This window comes from Modestobacter marinus (assembly GCF_011758655.1).
Taxonomy (GTDB): domain Bacteria; phylum Actinomycetota; class Actinomycetes; order Mycobacteriales; family Geodermatophilaceae; genus Modestobacter; species Modestobacter marinus.
In genome coordinates, this window is sequence record NZ_JAAMPA010000001.1 from 639,117 (window position 1) to 655,627 (window position 16,511).

General features: G+C 74.9%; 15 protein-coding genes. 11 read left to right on the forward strand and 4 right to left on the reverse strand.

Annotated features, from left to right (window positions below):
- Positions 1-65 precede the first annotated feature (65 nt).
- The 5 genes from FB380_RS03025 to FB380_RS03045 are packed head-to-tail and all read left to right on the forward strand — an operon-like array spanning position 66 to position 8,110.
- A complete protein-coding gene (locus FB380_RS03025; protein ID WP_208382740.1) occupies positions 66-1,577 on the forward strand; it encodes a pyridoxal phosphate-dependent decarboxylase family protein in 1,512 nt (503 codons plus the stop codon).
- A gap of 8 nt (positions 1,578-1,585) precedes the next feature.
- Positions 1,586-2,947 carry a lysine N(6)-hydroxylase/L-ornithine N(5)-oxygenase family protein gene (locus tag FB380_RS03030; protein ID WP_208382741.1) on the forward strand — a complete coding sequence of 454 codons (1,362 nt, stop codon included), beginning with the start codon at positions 1,586-1,588 and terminating at the stop codon, positions 2,945-2,947.
- A complete protein-coding gene (locus FB380_RS03035) occupies positions 2,944-3,537 on the forward strand; it encodes a GNAT family N-acetyltransferase (RefSeq protein WP_166753785.1) in 594 nt (197 codons plus the stop codon). Before FB380_RS03030 ends, FB380_RS03035 begins: the two co-directional genes overlap by 4 nt.
- The gene (locus FB380_RS03040) at positions 3,534-5,372 is read left to right on the forward strand and encodes an IucA/IucC family protein (RefSeq protein WP_229681947.1); all 1,839 of its coding nucleotides are present in this window, start codon (positions 3,534-3,536) and stop codon (positions 5,370-5,372) included. Before FB380_RS03035 ends, FB380_RS03040 begins: the two co-directional genes overlap by 4 nt.
- On the forward strand, positions 5,369-8,110 hold the full coding sequence (locus FB380_RS03045; protein ID WP_208382742.1) for a GNAT family N-acetyltransferase: 2,742 nt from the start codon (positions 5,369-5,371) through the stop codon (positions 8,108-8,110). Before FB380_RS03040 ends, FB380_RS03045 begins: the two co-directional genes overlap by 4 nt.
- Positions 8,111-8,237: 127 nt before the next feature.
- Here FB380_RS03045 and FB380_RS03050 read toward each other — a convergent pair whose 3' ends face one another.
- From FB380_RS03050 to FB380_RS03060, 3 genes are all read right to left on the reverse strand, one after another.
- Positions 8,238-8,411 (reverse strand): zinc transporter permease, encoded by a 174-nt coding sequence (locus FB380_RS03050; RefSeq protein ID WP_166753786.1) that lies wholly within the window; start codon positions 8,409-8,411, stop codon positions 8,238-8,240.
- 132 nt (positions 8,412-8,543) lie between these two features.
- Complete coding sequence (locus tag FB380_RS03055) at positions 8,544-8,969, reverse strand: VanZ family protein (RefSeq protein WP_166753787.1); 426 nt, start codon at positions 8,967-8,969, stop codon at positions 8,544-8,546.
- 11 nt (positions 8,970-8,980) lie between these two features.
- A complete protein-coding gene (locus tag FB380_RS03060) occupies positions 8,981-9,478 on the reverse strand; it encodes an FKBP-type peptidyl-prolyl cis-trans isomerase (protein WP_166753788.1) in 498 nt (165 codons plus the stop codon).
- 298 nt (positions 9,479-9,776) lie between these two features.
- Here FB380_RS03060 and FB380_RS03065 point away from each other — a divergent pair, with 298 nt between their 5' ends.
- Both FB380_RS03065 and FB380_RS03070 read left to right on the forward strand, forming a co-directional pair.
- Positions 9,777-10,214: a universal stress protein gene (locus FB380_RS03065; protein WP_166753789.1), complete on the forward strand. Its 438-nt coding sequence runs from the start codon at positions 9,777-9,779 to the stop codon at positions 10,212-10,214.
- Positions 10,211-11,803, forward strand: a complete 1,593-nt coding sequence (locus FB380_RS03070) for an alanine/glycine:cation symporter family protein (protein WP_166753790.1) — start codon at positions 10,211-10,213, stop codon at positions 11,801-11,803. Before FB380_RS03065 ends, FB380_RS03070 begins: the two co-directional genes overlap by 4 nt.
- A gap of 116 nt (positions 11,804-11,919) precedes the next feature.
- Here FB380_RS03070 and FB380_RS03075 read toward each other — a convergent pair whose 3' ends face one another.
- Entirely contained in the window at positions 11,920-12,249 is a 330-nt protein-coding gene (locus tag FB380_RS03075) for a tetratricopeptide repeat protein (RefSeq protein ID WP_166753791.1), read from the reverse strand.
- A gap of 134 nt (positions 12,250-12,383) precedes the next feature.
- Between FB380_RS03075 and FB380_RS03080 the strand changes: the two genes are divergently transcribed.
- The 4 genes from FB380_RS03080 (at position 12,384) to FB380_RS03095 (ending at position 16,510) form a co-directional block, all read left to right on the forward strand.
- Positions 12,384-13,097: a DUF4383 domain-containing protein gene (locus FB380_RS03080; RefSeq protein WP_166753792.1), complete on the forward strand. Its 714-nt coding sequence runs from the start codon at positions 12,384-12,386 to the stop codon at positions 13,095-13,097.
- Between the two features lie 65 nt (positions 13,098-13,162).
- A complete protein-coding gene (locus FB380_RS03085) occupies positions 13,163-14,356 on the forward strand; it encodes a precorrin-3B synthase (protein ID WP_166753793.1) in 1,194 nt (397 codons plus the stop codon).
- Positions 14,356-14,976: a precorrin-8X methylmutase gene (locus tag FB380_RS03090; RefSeq protein ID WP_166753794.1), complete on the forward strand. Its 621-nt coding sequence runs from the start codon at positions 14,356-14,358 to the stop codon at positions 14,974-14,976. Before FB380_RS03085 ends, FB380_RS03090 begins: the two co-directional genes overlap by 1 nt.
- Positions 14,977-15,013: 37 nt before the next feature.
- A complete protein-coding gene (locus FB380_RS03095) occupies positions 15,014-16,510 on the forward strand; it encodes a precorrin-2 C(20)-methyltransferase (protein ID WP_166753795.1) in 1,497 nt (498 codons plus the stop codon).
- Position 16,511: the final 1 nt, after the last annotated feature.

Genomic DNA, 16,511 nt, shown 5'->3' on the forward strand with positions numbered 1-16,511 from the left:
CGGGGTCCAGCCCCGTGTACCGTCCGCCGTGTTTAGGGGAGGCTAACCTACGGAAGGGCTCGTTCGTGACGGAGCACACCCCGACCGCCCACCTGTTCTCGGGTGCGACGGTCGACCACTACGCCGCGGTCGTCACCGCGGCGCTCGGCTCGCTCACCGACCGCGTCCGGGTGGTCCGCCGCCCCCGGTCGGGCGCGCCGCAGCAGGACCTCGAGGAGCTCGTCGCCGGGGTCGACCTCGAGACGCCGCTCGGCGACACGTTCTCCGCCCTGAAGGAGACCTCCCGGCTCTACCTCGAGCACGCGGTGTGGTTCCACGAGCCCGGCTACGTCGCCCACCTGAACTGCCCGGTCGCGATCCCGGCCCTCGCTGCGGACCTGCTCGCCTCCGCGGTCAACACCTCCGTCGACACCTACGACCAGTCGACGACGGCCACCCTGATCGAGCGCCGGCTGATCGCCTGGGCGGCCGGCCGCGCGGGCCTCGGCCCCGCCGCGGACGGCGTGTTCACCAGCGGCGGCACCCAGTCCAACCTGCACGCCCTGCTGCTGGCCCGCGACGAGGCGCTCGCCGGTCTGCCCGGCGGCGTCCTGCCCCCCGGCGCGCGGCTGCGGGTCCTGGCCACCGACCAGGCCCACTTCAGCGTCGGCAAGTCCGCGCGCCTGCTCGGGCTGGGCGCGGACGCGGTGGTGCCGGTGCCGACCGACGAGCGGCACCGGATGGACCCCGCCGCGCTGCGCCGGGTCGCCGCCCGGGTGCAGGACGCCGGCGACGTCGTCATGGCGGTGGCCGTCACCGCCGGCACCACCGACCTCGGCCGGATCGACCCGCTGCCCGCGGTGGCCGACGTCTGCGCGGAGATCGGCGCGTGGCTGCACGTCGACGCCGCGTACGGCGGCGGGCTGTTGGTCTCCCGCCGCCGCCGGCACCTGCTCGACGGCATCGAGCGCGCCGACTCGGTGACCGTGGACTTCCACAAGACCTTCTTCCAGCCGGTGGCTTCCTCGGCGGTGCTGGTGCGCGACGGTGCGACGCTGCGGCACGTCACCCACCACGCGGCCTACCTGAACCCGCGCGGTGAGCGGGCGCCGAACCAGGTGGACCGCAGCCTGCAGACCACCCGCCGCTTCGACGCGCTCAAGCTCTGGGTGACGCTGCGCGCGATGGGGGCCGACGCGATCGGCGAGGCCTTCGACGCGTGCCTGGACCTGGCCGTGCAGGTCCACGAGGACCTGTGCGCCGCGCCGGACATCGAGGTGCACAGCGCACCGACGCTGAGCACGGTGCTGTTCCGGCACCGGCCCACCGGCCCCGACGGCCCGCTGGACCCGGCCGCTGCCGACCGGCTCGTCGCCGGCATCCGCGAGCGGCTGTTCGACGAGGGCGAGGCGGTCGTCGCCCGCACCGTGGTCGACGGGCGGCCGTGGCTGAAGCTCACCCTGCTGAACCCGGCGACCACCCGGGCCGACGTCCGCACGGTGGTCGACCTGGTCCGGGCGGCCGGGGAGGACCTGGTCGCGGAGTCCGCGGTGGCCCCCGCGGCGCTGGTGCTGGCCGGCGGGCAGGCCCAGGCATGAGCACCGGCATGAGCACCGACATGAGCACCGCCACCGTGCACGACTTCGTCGCCGTCGGGATCGGGCCGTTCAACCTCGGCCTGGCCGCGCTCACCGCCCCGGTGCCCGACCTGTCCGGCGTCTTCCTCGACGAGCACGAGGAGTTCTCCTGGCACCCCGGGATGATGATCGAGGGCACCACCCTGCAGGTCCCGTTCCTGGCCGACCTGGTGACCATGGCCGACCCGACGTCCCCGTACTCGTTCCTGGCCCACCTCAAGGCGACCGGCCGGCTCTACCCCTTCTACATCCGCGAGGACTTCCACCCACTCCGCGCGGAGTACGACGCCTACTGCCGCTGGGTCGCCGAGCGGGTGCCCGGGCTGCGGTGGGGCCGGCGCGTCGAGCGGGTCGAGCACGACGCCGCCGCGGGCGTCTACCGGGTGCACGCCCGCGACGTCCGCTCCGGGGAGCCGGAGGTGCACCTGGGCCGGCGGCTGGTGCTCGGCGTCGGGACGGCGCCGTGGGTGCCGGAGCCGGTGCGGGACCTGCCCGGCCCGGTGTGGCACAGCTCGGCCTACCTGGAGCACAAGGAGGAGCTGCAGACCCTCGGGCACGTGACGGTCGTGGGCAGCGGGCAGAGCGCCGCGGAGGTGTACCTGGACCTGCTGACCGACGCCGACCGGCTCGGCTACCGCGTCGACTGGCTCACCCGATCACCCCGGTTCTTCCCCATGGAGTACACGAAGCTGACCCTGGAGATGACCTCGCCGGAGTACGCGCGCTACCACCACGCCCTGCCGATGGGGCGCCGCGACACCCTCGCCCGCGAGCAGCGCCACCTCTACAAGGGCATCAGCGGCAGCCTGGTGGACGCCATCTACGACACCCTCTACCGCACGGGACGGCGCGGGGAGGTCCCCTCCTCCCTGCACACCGGCGTCGAGGTGGTCGGTGCCCGCTGGGACGCCGGGCAGCGACGGCACGAGCTGCGACTGCACCACGCCGAGCAGGGGCGCACGGTCACCCGGACGACGCGCGGGCTGGTCCTCGCCACCGGCTACCGGTCCCGGGTGCCGGCGTTCCTGGACCCGGTCCGCGACCGGATCCGCTGGGACGCGCGCGGCCGGTACGACGTGGCGCTGGACTACGCGGTGGACACCACCGGCCGGGAGGTCTTCGTGCAGAACGCCGAGGAGCACACCCACAGCCTCACCGCGCCGGACCTGGGCATGGGCCCCTACCGGAACTCGGTGATCGTCAACGCCATGTGCGGCCGGGAGGTCTACCCGGTCGAGCAGCACATCGCCTACCAGGAGTTCGGGGTGGAGCTCGAGGACGCCGACGCACTGCCCGACGAGGCGGGGCTGACGGCGGGGGCCGCCCGATGAGCACCGCCCCCACCGCACCGCCCTGGTCGGTCCGCACGGCTGTCGGGGTGCTCACCCTGGAACCGCTGGACGTCGACCGCGACCTGGAGCTGCTGCACGCCTGGGTCACCCACCCCCGCTCGGTCTACTGGCTGATGCAGGACGCCGGGCCGGCCGAGGTGCGCACCGCCTACGCCGCGATCACCGCCGACCCGCACCACGACGCGTGGCTGGGCCGGGTCGACGGGGCGCCGGCGTTCCTCGCCGAGACCTACGACCCCCGCCACCGGGAGCTCGTCGGCGTCTGGCCGGCCGAGCCCGGCGACGTCGGGATGCACGTCCTCGTCGCGCCGCCCGCCGAGGGCGCCCCGGCCGTCCGCGGCCTGACCTCGGCGGTGATGGCGGCCGTCGTCCGCTTCGCCCTGGACCGCCCGGGCGCGCGCCGGGTGGTCGTCGAGCCGGACGCGCGCAACGCGGCGATCCGGGCGAAGAACCGGGCGGCGGGCTTCGTCGAGCACGGCCTGGTCGACCTGGGGCGCAAGACGGCGGCGCTCAGCACGTGCACCGCGGCGTCCTTCGCGGCCAGCGAGCTGGGCGGGGTGCTGGCATGACCGCGTCCACCACCGAGCGGGACGGGCTCTCGACGGACGTCGCCCCCCTCGGCGCCGGCCACCTCGAGCCGGTGGCGATGGCCCGGGCGCACCGGCACGTCGTCACCAAGGCGCTGTCGGAGTTCGGCCACGAGCGACTCGTCACCCCCGCGGCGGACGGCGGGCCGGCCGACGCCCTGGGGCGCACCTGGTGGTCGCTGCCCACCGCCCCCGGGGTCCGCTACCGGTTCGCCGCGCGGGTGCTGCCGCTGGAGCACTGGGACGTCGACCCGGCCTCGGTGTCCCGCACCGTCGACGGCGTCGACGCGCCCCTGGACGCGCTCGCGCTGGTCGACGAGCTGCAGGCCGACCTCGGCATCCCCGACCAGCTGCTGGGCACCTACCTGGAGGAGGTCAGCGCGACCCTCGCCGGTGCGGCGTGGAAGCTGCACCACCGCCGGGCCGACGCCCGGGAGCTGGCCCGCGCCGACCTGCAGACCGTCGAGCGGTCGATGACCGAGGGGCACCCGGCGTTCGTGGCCAACAACGGGCGGATCGGCTTCGGCCTGGCCGATCAGGTCGCCTACTCCCCCGAGTCGGGCGCCCCGGTCCGGCTGGTCTGGCTGGCGGCGCGTCGCGAGCACACCCATCTGGCCTGCGGCGAGGGCGTCGACGAGCAGCAGCTCTACGCGGGCCAGCTCGGCGAGGAGCTGCTGGAGCGCTTCGCCGGCCGGCTGCGGTCGCTGGGCCTGGACCCGGCCGACTTCCGCTACCTGCCGGTGCACCCGTGGCAGTGGGAGCACCGGCTGGCGGTCACCTTCGCCGCCGATGTCGGCCGCCGCGACCTCGTGCCGGTGGGCCTCAGCGAGGACCGCTACCAGGCCCAGCAGTCGATCCGGACGTTCTTCGACCTCGACCGCCCCGACCGGCACTACGTGAAGACGGCGCTGGCGATCCAGAACATGGGGTTCCTGCGCGGGCTCTCACCGGCCTACATGCGGGCGACCCCGGCGATCAACGACTGGGTCGCCGAGGTGGTCACCGGCGACCCCGAGCTCGTGGCCGGCGGGTTCGGCGTGCTGCGCGAGCTCGCCTCGGTCGGCTACACCGGCGACGCGTACCACCGGATGGCCGCGCGTGGGCTGCGCTCGCCGTACCAGCGGATGGTCGCCGCCCTCTGGCGGGAGAGCCCGGTGCCGCGGCTGGCCCCGGACGAGCGGGCGATGACGATGGCGGCGCTGCTGCACCGGGACGCCGAGGGCCGCTCGCTGGTCGGCGGCCTGGTCGCCGACTCCGGCCTGGACCCGCGCAGCTGGCTGCGGCGCTATCTCGACGCCTACCTCCGCCCGGTCGTGCACTGCCTGCTCGCCCAGGACCTCGCCTTCATGCCGCACGGGGAGAACGTCATCCTCGTGCTGCGCGACTCGGTGCCGACCCGGGTCCTGATGAAGGACGTCGGGGAGGAGGTCGCCGTCTTCGGGGACCGGCCGCTGCCCCCGGGCGTCGAGCGGGTCCGGGTCGACTACGAGGACGACGTCCGGCTGCTCTCGGTCTTCACCGACGTCTTCGACGGCTTCCTCCGGTACCTCGCCGGCGTGCTGGACGCCGACGGGCTGCTGCCCGCCGAGGAGGTCTGGGACTGCGTCGCCGACTGCCTGCTGGCCCACCGGGACGCCCATCCGGACCTGCACCGGCGCTTCGACCTCTTCACCCCGGAGTTCCGGCACTCCTGCCTGAACCGGCTGCAGCTGCGCAACACCACCCAGATGGTCGACCTGGCCGACCAGGCGTCGTCGCTGCTGTACGCCGGGACGCTGGCCAACCCGGTCGCCGGGCACGCGACCAGGCACCGGTGACCGCACCGGCGGGGGTGACCCGCGACCCGTTCGGCGTGCCCACCGTGCGGGCCGGCTCGCTGGACGACCTCGCCTTCGCGCAGGGGCGGGTCACCGCCGTCGACCGCGCGTGGCAGCTGGAGGTCGAGCGCTGGCGCAGCGAGGCGACGCTGGCCGCGCACGTCGGCGCGGCCGGGCTGTCCTGGGACACCTTCGCGGCCCGGGCCCGGCTGGACGACACCGCCCGGCGCTGCCACGACGCGCTCGACCCGGCGACCCGGCGGTGGGTCAACGCCTACGTGGCGGGCGTGCGCGACGGGCTGGCCGAGGGCGCCGCGCGGTCACCGGAGCTGCAGGCCCTCGGCCTGCCGCGGGGTGGGCACGGCGGCTGGCGGGCGTGGACCCCGCTGGGGGTCTTCCTCGTCCACCACGTGCTGTTCGGGGCGCTGGGCACGACGGTCTGGCGAGGGCACCTGCTGCGGTCCTTCGGGCCGCGGCTCGGGCCCGACCTCGCCACCGCGCTCGGCCTGGGCCCGCCGGACGGCAGCAACGCGGTCGCGGTGACCGGGGCCCGGACGGCGTCCGGGCTGCCGCTGATCGCCGGCGACCCGCACCGGGTGCTGGAGCGCCCCGGCGTCTACCAGCAGGTGCACCTGGTGGTGGACGGGCCCGCGGCCCTCGACGTCGTCGGGCTCGCGTTCCCCGGGGTGCCCGGCGTCGCCCACTTCGGCCACACCGGCACGGTGGCCTGGGCGGTGACCAACGCGATGGCCGTCCACCAGGACCTCTACCGCGAGCGGCTGCGCCGGGACGGAGACCGGCTGCTGGCCCTGGGGCCCGACGGCTGGGCGCCGGCCGACGCCCGCACCGTCCGGCTGGACGTGCGGAACGGCGAGCCGGTCACCGTCGAGACCGTCGAGACCGCGCGGGGCCCGGTGGTCGTGCCGTCCTGGGCCGTGGGCACGGACGGCGGGGAGCCGGAGGCGCTGAGCCTGCGCGCGCCCAGCCGGGTGGACGCCGCGCTCGGCTTCGAGGCGCTGCCGCTGCTGCTGCAGGCCCGCACCACCGCCGACGTCGACGCAGCCCTCGCCGCGTGGGTCGAGCCGGTGAACAGCGTCCTGGTCGCCGACACCGCCGGCGACGTCCGCCAGCTGGTCGCCGGCCGGGTCCCCGAGCGGGCGACCGCCAACCGCTGGCACCCGGTGCCGGCGTGGGACCGCGCGCACGCCTGGCGCGGGACCCACCCGCCGGCGGCCGGCCTCCGCGTCACCGACGCAGCACCGTGGGACGGCGTCGCGGTGACCGCCAACGACGCCCGACCGGACGTCGCCGGCCACGGCACGGTCTTCGCCCCGCCGCACCGGGCCGCCCGCCTCCGCGCCCTCGTCGGCGACCGCACCGGTCTGCGCCCCGCCGACCTCGCCGAGCTGCTCGTCGACACGGCCTCCCCCGCCACCGGGCTGATCGACGTCCTCCAGCGGGCTGCGGCACCGGAGCCCGGCACCCCCGCCGCCCGGCTGCACGCCGAGGTGCTCTCCTGGGACCGCCGGATGGCCGCGGCCAGCAGAGGCGCCGGGGCCTTCGCCGCCTGGCGCAGCGCCCTGGTGCGGCGCGTCCTGGACCTGCCGCTGCTCGCACCGCTGCACCGCCCGGCCGGGGTGCCCGAGGTGCTTGCCCCGTGGCTGTCCCCGGTGGAGCGGGTCGGGTCCGCGCTGGAGCGGCTGCTCGACGTCCTCCCCCACCACGGCGTCGACGTCGACGCGCTGGTCCGGGACGCACTCGCCGACGCCGCGACCACGCCCGTGCCGGACTGGGGGGCGACGCACCGGCTGCGGACCGTGCACTCCCTCGACGGCACGCCCTGGGAGGACACCGTCGACCGGCCCGCCGACGGGCTGCCGCTGGACGGCGACACCGACTGCGTCCTCGCGACCGCGAGCCTGCCCGGGCTCACCGACCTCTCCCTGCGCGGACCGGTGGCCCGCTACGTCTGGGACCTCGCCGACCGCGACGCCAGCCGCTGGGTCGTCCCGCTCGGCGCCGACGGTGCGCCCGGCCCGCACACCGAGGACCAGACCCCGCTGTGGGCGAGCGGCTCCCTCGTCCCCGTCCCCCCGTACGACGTCATCCCCGTCCCACCCGCCCGACGTCATCCCCGCCCCACCCGCCCGACCGGAGGAGATCCCGTGACCGATGCCCGCCTCGCCGAGGGCACCCACCCCTTCGGGGACGGCCGCACCTTCGAGGTGCGCCGGCTCGACCCCGACCGCGACGCCCCGCTCGTGCACTCCTGGGTGCGGGAGGAGCGGGCCCGCTTCTGGGGGATGACCGACCACACCGAGGAGCAGGTGCGGGAGATCTACGCCTACGTCGACTCGCTGGACACCCACCACGCCTGGCTGGTGTCGGTCGAGGGAAGCCCCGTCGGGTTGCTGCAGACCTACCAGCCGGCCGCCGACCCGGTGGGCGAGGTGTACGCCGTCGAGCCCGGTGACCTCGGCATCCACGTGCTGCTGGCCCCCGCGACGACGCCGGAGCCGGGCTTCACCCTGCGGCTGGCCGCCGCGCTCGGTGCGGTCGCGCTCGCCGACCCGACCATGCGGCGCGTCGTCGTCGAGCCCGACGCCGCGAACGAGGGCGCCCTGGAGCGGCTGCGCCGGACCGGTTTCGAGCTCGGCCCGGAGGTCGAGCTGCCGACCAAGCGCGCGCGGCTGGCGTTCCTGCGCCGGGAGGTCCTCGAGGCGCTCCTGGCGGGCTGATCTCCGCCGGGGCCACCGAGGCGGCTGGGCCGCAGGGCAGCCGACGGCCGCCCACGGTGGGGTCGTTCGCCGTGGGCGGCCGACCGGTCAGCCTGCGGGTGGACCGGCGTACCCGGTCGCCCGGGTGCTACTGGTGGTCGTGCGCTCCGTGCTCGTCGTAGTGACCCTCGTGCTCGGCGTGCCGGTGCCCGTCGTGCACGTAGTCGACGTGACCCTCGTGCTGGATCGAGTCGTGGCCGCAGCCGGGGCCGTGCTGGTGCTCGTGGTGCTGCTGGTGCGGGGTGCAGGTGGGTGCGCTCATCGTCCGCTCCTCCTCACGGTCGCCCGGCGCCCGGGGCTGAGGCCGGTGGGCGACCCTCCGGCACTACCCCGGCGGTCCACCTGCCACGCCGGACCACCGCACGAGGGAGGAGCTCTCGGCGGCGGGTGACCGTCAGCGGCGGCGGGTGAGCAGCCAGTGCAGCCCGACGCCGATCGCGGCGCCGGTGCTGTTGGTCGCGATGTCGACCAGGGACGGGTAGCGGGCCGGCAGGAACAGCGCCTGGACCAGCTCGATGCCCACCGAGCCGGCCACGCACAGCAGCCAGACCGCCCACCGGGGCCACCGGGGCAGCGACCAGCACAGCAGCAGCGCCAGCGGGACGAACAGCAGCACGTTCCCGCCACGCTCGACGAGCGGGAAGGCCACCGCCCAGCGCTGGTCGGTGGCCTCCATCACCGCCTTGGTGATCGGGCGGGAGAACCGGCCCATCGGGTCCGGTCGCAGGGTGACGAACGCGCCGAGGGCCAGGTAGCCGACGAGCAGCCCGCGGGCCCACCACCGCCCGGGACCGGGACGGTGGTCGCGCTCGGCGGCCACCGGGGCCCGGGTCAGTCGACGGAGACGAGGTCGATGACGAACACCAGGGTCGCGTCGCCGGGGATCGCCGTCCCGGCCCCCTGCGCGCCGTACCCGAGCTCGCTGGGGATGGTGACCACCCGGCGGCCACCGACCTGCATCCCCTCGATGCCCTGCTCGAAGCCCTCGATGACCACGCCCTGCCCGAGCGGCACGGGCAGCGTCTCGTCGGCACCGCGGGACCAGGAGGAGTCGAACTCCTCACCGTTCTCGTAGAGGGCGCCGACGTACTTGACCTGTGCGGTCGTCCCCTCGGTCGCCTCGGCCCCGTCTCCGACGACGACGTCACCCACGACCAGCTCCTCCGGCGCCGGCTCCTCGGAGGCCGGGATGTCAGGGGTCTCGGAGAGGTCGCTGCTGATCTGGTCGGTCAGGGTCCCCGCCGCCTCGTCATCGGTGCCCCCGCAGGCGGCCAGCGAGGCGGTGAGGGCCAGGGTGGCGAGCAGGCGGGGTGCGGTGCGGCGGTTCATCGAGCTCCTCGGGTCCGGGCCGGCGCACGGGTGGGAGGGAGGCGGCGGCGCCTCCCACGGTACGGACGGGACCGGCACCCGGCCGGGGCGCATCGGCCCGGCCCGGACCGCCCGGCTCCGGACCACCCGCCGCGCTCGCCGACCTCGTCCGGTGCAGCCCGCCGCCGGACACGTCGCTCGGCGGAGCGGCCCGCCGCCGGCCCACATGTCAGTTGGGTGACGATTCCCGACCGGGGTGCAGAGCGCGGTGATTGCCACTAGCTTTCCCGCAACGTCCGCGACAGCTGGGGGTCACCCTATGTCCGCTTCGATCATCGTGGGGCTCGACGGGAGCGAGGCGAGCGGTCGGGCGGCGGACGCAGCTGCCGACGCGGCGCGCAGGCACGACCTGCGGCTGGTGCTGGCCTGCGTCGTCCCCTGGTCGCCCTACTCGTTCTCCACGGCGGAGGAGAACGAACGCCGCGCCATCGACAAGGAACGCGAGGCGAAGTCGGCCCGCGAGCGGGTGCTCGACCCGGCGGTCGCCCGGCTGTCCGCGGCCGCTGACCTGACCGTCGAGGGCGTCGTCCGGCACGGGCACCCGGCCGAGACGCTGGTCGCCCTCGCCCGCGAGCACGACGCCGCCTGGATCATCGTCGGCCGGACCGGGCAGAGCAGGGTCCGCACGCTCCTGTTCGGGTCCACCCCGAGCAGCCTCATCCAACTGTCCCCGATCCCGGTGCTGGTGGTCCCGTGAACGCGTCGCTCCCCTCCGTGCAGGCCGCCACCTTCGACGAGCAGGTCAACGACGTCTTCGCGCCGATCTCCGACGTCATCACCGGGATCGTCTTCGCCGCCGTCCCGCTGGACTTCATCGACGAGGGCGTCGAGCTGCCGCTGATCGTCGTCTGGCTGGTCGTCGCCGGGATCTTCTTCACGATCTACCTGAAGGGCTTCCAGTTCCGGGCCTTCGGCCACGCGATCCAGCTGATCAAGGGCAAGTACGACGACCCCGAGGACGCCGGGGAGGTGACCCACTTCCAGGCGCTGGCGACCGCCGTCTCCGGGACGGTGGGTCTCGGGAACATCGCCGGGGTCGCGGTGGCCGTCTCCCTCGGCGGGCCCGGGGCGACCTTCTGGATGATCATCGCCGGCCTGGTCGGCATGTGCACCAAGGGCGTGGAGTGCACCCTCGGCGTCAAGTACCGCCGGGTCTACCCCGACGGCCGGGTCTCCGGTGGCCCCATGTACTACCTGAGCCAGGGGCTGAAGGAGAAGGGCAAGGGCACGCTGGGCAAGGTCCTCGCGGTCCTGTTCTGCATCTTCACCCTCGGCGGTGCCGTCGGTGGCGGGAACATGTTCCAGGCCAACCAGGCCTTCGCCCAGGCCCAGTCGGTGACCGGCGGAGCGGACGGCTGGCTCGGGTTCGGGGCCGCCGGCGCCGTCTTCGGCCTGGTGCTCGCGATCCTGGTCGGGGCGGTGATCATCGGTGGCATCCGGAGCATCGCCCGGGTCACCGACAAGCTCGTCCCCTTCATGGCGATCTTCTACGTGGTGGCCTGCCTCTCCGTGCTGTTCGCCAACTTCGCGCAGATCCCGGACGCACTGTGGGAGATCCTCCGGACGGCGTTCAGCCCCGAGGCCGGCTTCGGCGGCGTCGTCGGCGTGCTCATCCAGGGCTTCCGGCGGGCGGCGTTCAGCAACGAGGCCGGGCTCGGGTCGGCCGCGATCGCCCACTCCGCGGTGAAGACCAACGAGCCGGCGACCGAGGGGCACGTCGCCGTTCTGGAGCCGTTCGTCGACACCGTCGTCATCTGCACGATGACCGCACTGGCGATCGTGATCACCGGCACCTGGGCCGACGAGGCCAGCGCCCCGGGAGTGGAGACCACCTCGGCCGCCTTCGAGACGGTGGCGAGCTGGTTCCCGATCGTGCTGGCGGTCGCGGTGATCCTCTTCGCCTACTCCACGATGCTGGCCTGGAGCTACTACGGGCTGAAGGCGTCGACCTACCTGTTCGGCGAGTCGATGCTGGTCGACCGGACCTGGAAGCTGATCTTCTGCATCTTCGTCGTCATCGGGGCCTCCTCGACCCTCGACGCGGTGATCGGCTTCTCCGACAGCATGATCTTCCTGATGTCGCTGCCGAACATCATCGGGCTCTACATCCTGAGCCGGGTGGTGAAGCGGGAGCTCTTCGGCTACCGCGAGCGGCTGGCCGACGGGGCCCTCCTGCCGGTCGCCGAGCGAGGGGTCACCCCGCGCCCCACCGGGGGCAGCACCGCCGGCAGCACGGGGAACGACGGCACCACCATCAACCCGCCTCCCTCGGTCGACGGCCGCTGACCCCAGGGCTCAGCGGAGACGCAACCGGGGGCGTGGTCCCGATCGGGACCACGCCCCCGGCGTCTGCCGTCCGACGGCACGGCTGCTCGCAGTGCCACCGGCGGGCGGGTCGTGCCTCAGGCGGCGCCGAGCGCGTCGGCCACCCGGTGGTGGACGGCGGCGTCGTCGTGGCGGCTCTGCCGCTCCAGGGTGCGGGCCAGCGCGCGGCGGGCCCACCCGTTGGCCGGGGCCAGCTCCACCAGCCGGGCCAGGGTCTCCTCGGCCCGGCCGAGCTGCGCGGACCCGAAACAGCTGCGGGCCAGCAGCTCCAGGGCCGCCTGGTTGTCCGGCTCGGCGGCGACCACGGCCTCCAGGACGCGGGCGGCCTCGGTGGGCTGCCCCATCGCGAAGAAGAGGTCCGCGCGCAGGTACTCCGAGTGCAGGTCGATCTCGTACGGCTGGGTCATGACGCTCCTTCCACGGGTCTGCAACGGCGCCGTCCCCGTGGCTCTTCCCGGCGTGTCGCACACGCGCCGCATCCGCCCGGGCCGCCCGCGACGAAGCACCCGATGTCTGGTCATCCACACGACGGAGGCATCCCATGGGCGTGCGAGAGAACCTGCGACACCGCCGGCCGAACCGGTCGGACGACGGGGACCGGACCGAGGAGCGCGGCGGGTCGGTGGTCCACACCGTGCAGCGCGTCGGCGCGGTGGTGGTGGCCCTGGTCCTGCTCACCTTCGGCCTGCTCGGCTTCGCCGACGGGCTGGCCTACTTCTCCACCGACGGCGGCGAGGTGGCCGGCCTGTCCTCCAACGGCCTGCTCTCCACGATCTCGGTGGTCACCGCGCTGGTGCTGGTGGTCACCGCGTTCCTCGGGCCCCGCGCGGTGTCGAACACCATGCTGGTGCTCGGCACGCTGTTCCTGATCTCGGCGCTGGCCAACCTGGCCGTGCTGGAGAGCGACTACAACCTGCTGGCGTTCTCGATGGCCAACGTCATCTTCTCCATCTGCGCCGGCCTGGTGCTGCTGACGCTGGGCGCCTACGGCCGGATCAGCGGCAACCTGCCCGCCGACAGCCCCTACCGGGAGGACCGGGGCCCGGAGGTCTCCCCCGAGGACCTCGACCCGCAGCTCCCGCAGACCCCGGCGGAGGAGGCGGCCGAGCGGGACATGCGGGAGGCCGAGCTCGCCGTCGTCGAGCACCGCGCCACCGCCGAGCAGCAGCAGCGGGTGGACGCCATGGCGAAGGTGCGCACCCGGGCGGACCGGCGACGGGTCTGGATGTCCTTCGACCGGACGTCGCTGACCTGATCCAGCAGGACGGGTCCGACGGCCCCGGTGCGCCTGGGCCGTCGGGAAGTAGCCTCAGCCGCGCCATGTCCTCACCCGGTACCTCCCTCTCCGCTCCGCGCGAGCGCGCCGACGCCTGCCCCGGTGCGCTGCAGACCCACGCCGCCGCCGACGGCGGGCTGGCCCGGGTGCGGGTGCCGGGTGGGGCGATCAGCGCGGGGCAGCTGCAGGCGCTGGCGTCGGCCGCCCGGGAGCTCGGGGACGGGCACCTGGAGCTGACCAGCCGGGGCAACCTCCAGCTGCGCGGCCTGCCGGCCGGCGCCGAGGCCGAGCTGGGCGACCGGCTGGCCGCCGTCGGGCTGCTGCCCAGCGCCACGCACGAGCGGGTGCGCAACGTGCTGGCCAGCACGCTGTCCGGGCGCACGGAGGGCGGGCACGTCGACGTCCGGCCGTGGGTCCTCGCCTTCGACGCCGGCCTGCGCGCCGACCCGGCGCTGGCCGACCTGCCCGGCCGCTTCCTGCTCACCCTGGACGACGGCCGGGGCGACGTCGCCGGTCTCGGTGGGGACGTCGGCCTGCTGGCCCTCTCCCCCGACTCGGTTGCCCTGCTCCTCGGCGGCGTCGACTCCGGCCTGCGCTGCTCCCCGGACGACGCGGTCGCGCTGGCGCTGGACGCCGCCGGCGCCTTCCTCGACGAACGCACCGCCCAGAGCTCGACCGCCTGGCGCCTGACCGAGCTGACCGACGGCCCCACCCACGTCGCCACCCGCTTGGACCACCACAATGGCCATTTCGGTGGTCAGGTGGAGGTGCCGGGGGCGCCGGTCGTGGGGCCGGTCGGGGCGGCGATGCAGCTCGACGGGCGGACGGCGCTGATCGGCGTCGTCCCGCTGGGGCGGGTCTCCGCCGACCAGGCCGACCTGCTCGCCCGGCTGGGCGCGGAGGTGCAGCTGACCCCCTGGCGCAGCGTGGTCGTGCCCGACCTCGCCGAGGACGCCGTGGACGACGCCGCCGTCGACCTGTACCGCACCGGCATCGTCTTCGACGAGGCGAGCCCCTGGCTGCAGGTAACCACCTGCGCGGGGCGCCCGGGCTGCGCCAAGTCGCTGGCCGACGTCCGCGCCGACGCGGTGGCCGCCGTCGCGTCCCGGGCGCTGCCCGCCGGTGGCGACCGACAGCACTGGGCCGGTTGCGAGCGCCGCTGCGGCCGACCACAGGGCGGGGTCGTCGACGTCGTCGCGACGCCGGCCGGCTACGACCTCCGGATCGAGAAGGACTGATGTACGACTACGAGCACGACGGCGCCGAGATCTACCGGCAGTCCTTCGCCACGATCCGCGCCGAGGCCGACCTGTCCGGCCTGCCCGAGGACGTCGGCCGGGTCGCCGTCCGGATGATCCACGCCTGCGGGCAGGTCGACCTGGTGTCCGACGTGGCCTTCTCCCCCGACGTCGTCCGGGCCGGCCGCAAGGCGCTGGAGTCCGGCGCCCCGGTGCTGTGCGACGCCCAGATGGTCGCCTCCGGGGTGACCCGCAAGCGGCTGCCGGCGTTCAACGAGGTGGTCTGCACCCTCAACGACCCGCGCACCCCCGACCTGGCCCGGGAGATGGGCACCACCCGCACCGCGGCGGCGATGCACCTGTGGGGCGACCGGCTCGACGGCGCCGTCGTCGCGATCGGCAACGCCCCGACCGCGCTGTTCCACCTGCTGGAGATGGTCGCTGCCGGCGCGCCCCGCCCCGCCGCGGTGATCGGCATCCCGGTGGGGTTCATCGGCGCGGTCGAGTCCAAGGAGGCGCTGGCCGCCACCGACCTGGAGTTCCTCGTCGTCCGCGGCCGCCGGGGCGGCAGCGCCATCACCGCCGCTGCGGTCAACGCGATCGCGAGCACCGCCGAATGACCACCAGAATGGCCATTTTGGTGGACGGGGGGCTCAGGTGAGCGGGCGGCTGTACGGGGTCGGGCTGGGGCCCGGCGACCCGGAGCTGGTGACGGTCAAGGCGGCCCGGCTGATCGGCGCCGCGGACGTCGTGGCCTTCCACGCCGCCCAGCACGGCCGCTCGGTCGCCCGCGGGCTGGCTGCGCCCTACCTGCGCGCGGACCAGGTCGAGGAGCTGCTGGTCTACCCGGTGACCACCGAGACCACCGACCACCCCGGCGGCTACCAGGGCGCCATCGACGAGTTCTACGAGGCCGCCGCCGCCCGGCTGGCCGCGCACCTGGACGCCGGCCGTGACGTCGTCGTGCTCGCCGAGGGCGACCCGTTCTTCTACGGCTCCTACATGCACATGCACAAGCGGCTCGCCCACCGGTACCCGACCGAGGTGGTGCCCGGCGTGACGAGCGTCAGCGGCGCCGCCGCGGTGCTCGGCCGGCCGCTGGTCGAGCGGGACGAGGTGCTCACCGTGCTGCCCGGCACGCTGCCGGCCGACGAGCTCGCCGAGTGGCTGGCGACCACCGACTCCGCCGCGGTGATGAAGCTGGGCCGCACGTTCGCCAACGTGCGCGAGGCGTTCGACGCCGCCGGCGTGCTCGACCGGGCCTGGTACGTGGAGCGCGCGACCACCGACCGGCAGCGGGTGGCCCCGCTGGCCGACGTCGACCCGGAGACGGTGCCGTACTTCTCGCTGGCCCTGCTGCCCAGCCGGCTCACCGGCCCGGGCAACGACCCCGAGCGCACCGGGGACACCCGGCCGCACGCCGGCGAGGTCGTCGTCGTCGGGCTGGGCCCGGGCAAGCGCGCCTGGACGACGCCGGAGACCGCCGAGGCGCTGGACCGCGCCGACGACCTGATCGGCTACGGCCCCTACCTGGACCGGGTGCCGGCCAACCCACGGCAGACCCGCTACCCCAGCGACAACCGGGTCGAGGCCGAGCGGGCCGCGCACGCCCTGGAGCTCGCCCGGTCCGGACGCCGGGTGGCGGTGGTCTCCAGCGGCGACCCCGGGGTCTTCGCGATGGCCGCCGCGGTGCTCGAGGTGGCGGCGGAGAGCTTCCCGGACGTCGAGGTGCGGGTGCTGCCCGGGCTCACCGCGGCCCAGGCGGTGGCGTCGAAGGTGGGCGCCCCGCTCGGGCACGACTTCGCGGTGATCTCGCTGTCCGACGTCCTCAAGCCCTGGGACGTCGTGCTGGACCGGCTGCGCGCCGTGGCCACCGCGGACCTGGTGATCGCCCTCTACAACCCGCGGTCGCGGGCCCGGCCGCACCAGCTGGGCGAGGCGACGAAGGTGCTGCTGGACGTGAAGCCGCCGGAGACCGTCGTCGTGGTCGGCCGGGACGTCGGCGGGCCCGAGGAGACGCTCACCGTCACCACCCTCGGCGAGTTCGACCCGGAGACGGTCGACATGCGCTGCCTGGTGATGATCGGCTCGACCCAGACCCGGGTGACGCCGTCCGGCCAGGTCTTCACCTCCCGCCGCTACCCCGGCCGCTGAC

Coding starts and splice junctions, on each gene's coding strand:
- FB380_RS03030 (WP_208382741.1), top strand. CDS start 1,586: ATGAGCACCGACATGAGCACCGCCACCGTGCACGACTTCGTCGCCGTC.
- FB380_RS03035 (WP_166753785.1), top strand. CDS start 2,944: ATGAGCACCGCCCCCACCGCACCGCCCTGGTCGGTCCGCACGGCTGTC.
- FB380_RS03040 (WP_229681947.1), top strand. CDS start 3,534: ATGACCGCGTCCACCACCGAGCGGGACGGGCTCTCGACGGACGTCGCC.
- FB380_RS03050 (WP_166753786.1), bottom strand. CDS start 8,411: ATGAGCGCACCCACCTGCACCCCGCACCAGCAGCACCACGAGCACCAG.
- FB380_RS03060 (WP_166753788.1), bottom strand. CDS start 9,478: ATGAACCGCCGCACCGCACCCCGCCTGCTCGCCACCCTGGCCCTCACC.
- FB380_RS03065 (WP_166753789.1), top strand. CDS start 9,777: ATGTCCGCTTCGATCATCGTGGGGCTCGACGGGAGCGAGGCGAGCGGT.
- FB380_RS03075 (WP_166753791.1), bottom strand. CDS start 12,249: ATGACCCAGCCGTACGAGATCGACCTGCACTCGGAGTACCTGCGCGCG.
- FB380_RS03080 (WP_166753792.1), top strand. CDS start 12,384: ATGGGCGTGCGAGAGAACCTGCGACACCGCCGGCCGAACCGGTCGGAC.
- FB380_RS03085 (WP_166753793.1), top strand. CDS start 13,163: ATGTCCTCACCCGGTACCTCCCTCTCCGCTCCGCGCGAGCGCGCCGAC.
- FB380_RS03090 (WP_166753794.1), top strand. CDS start 14,356: ATGTACGACTACGAGCACGACGGCGCCGAGATCTACCGGCAGTCCTTC.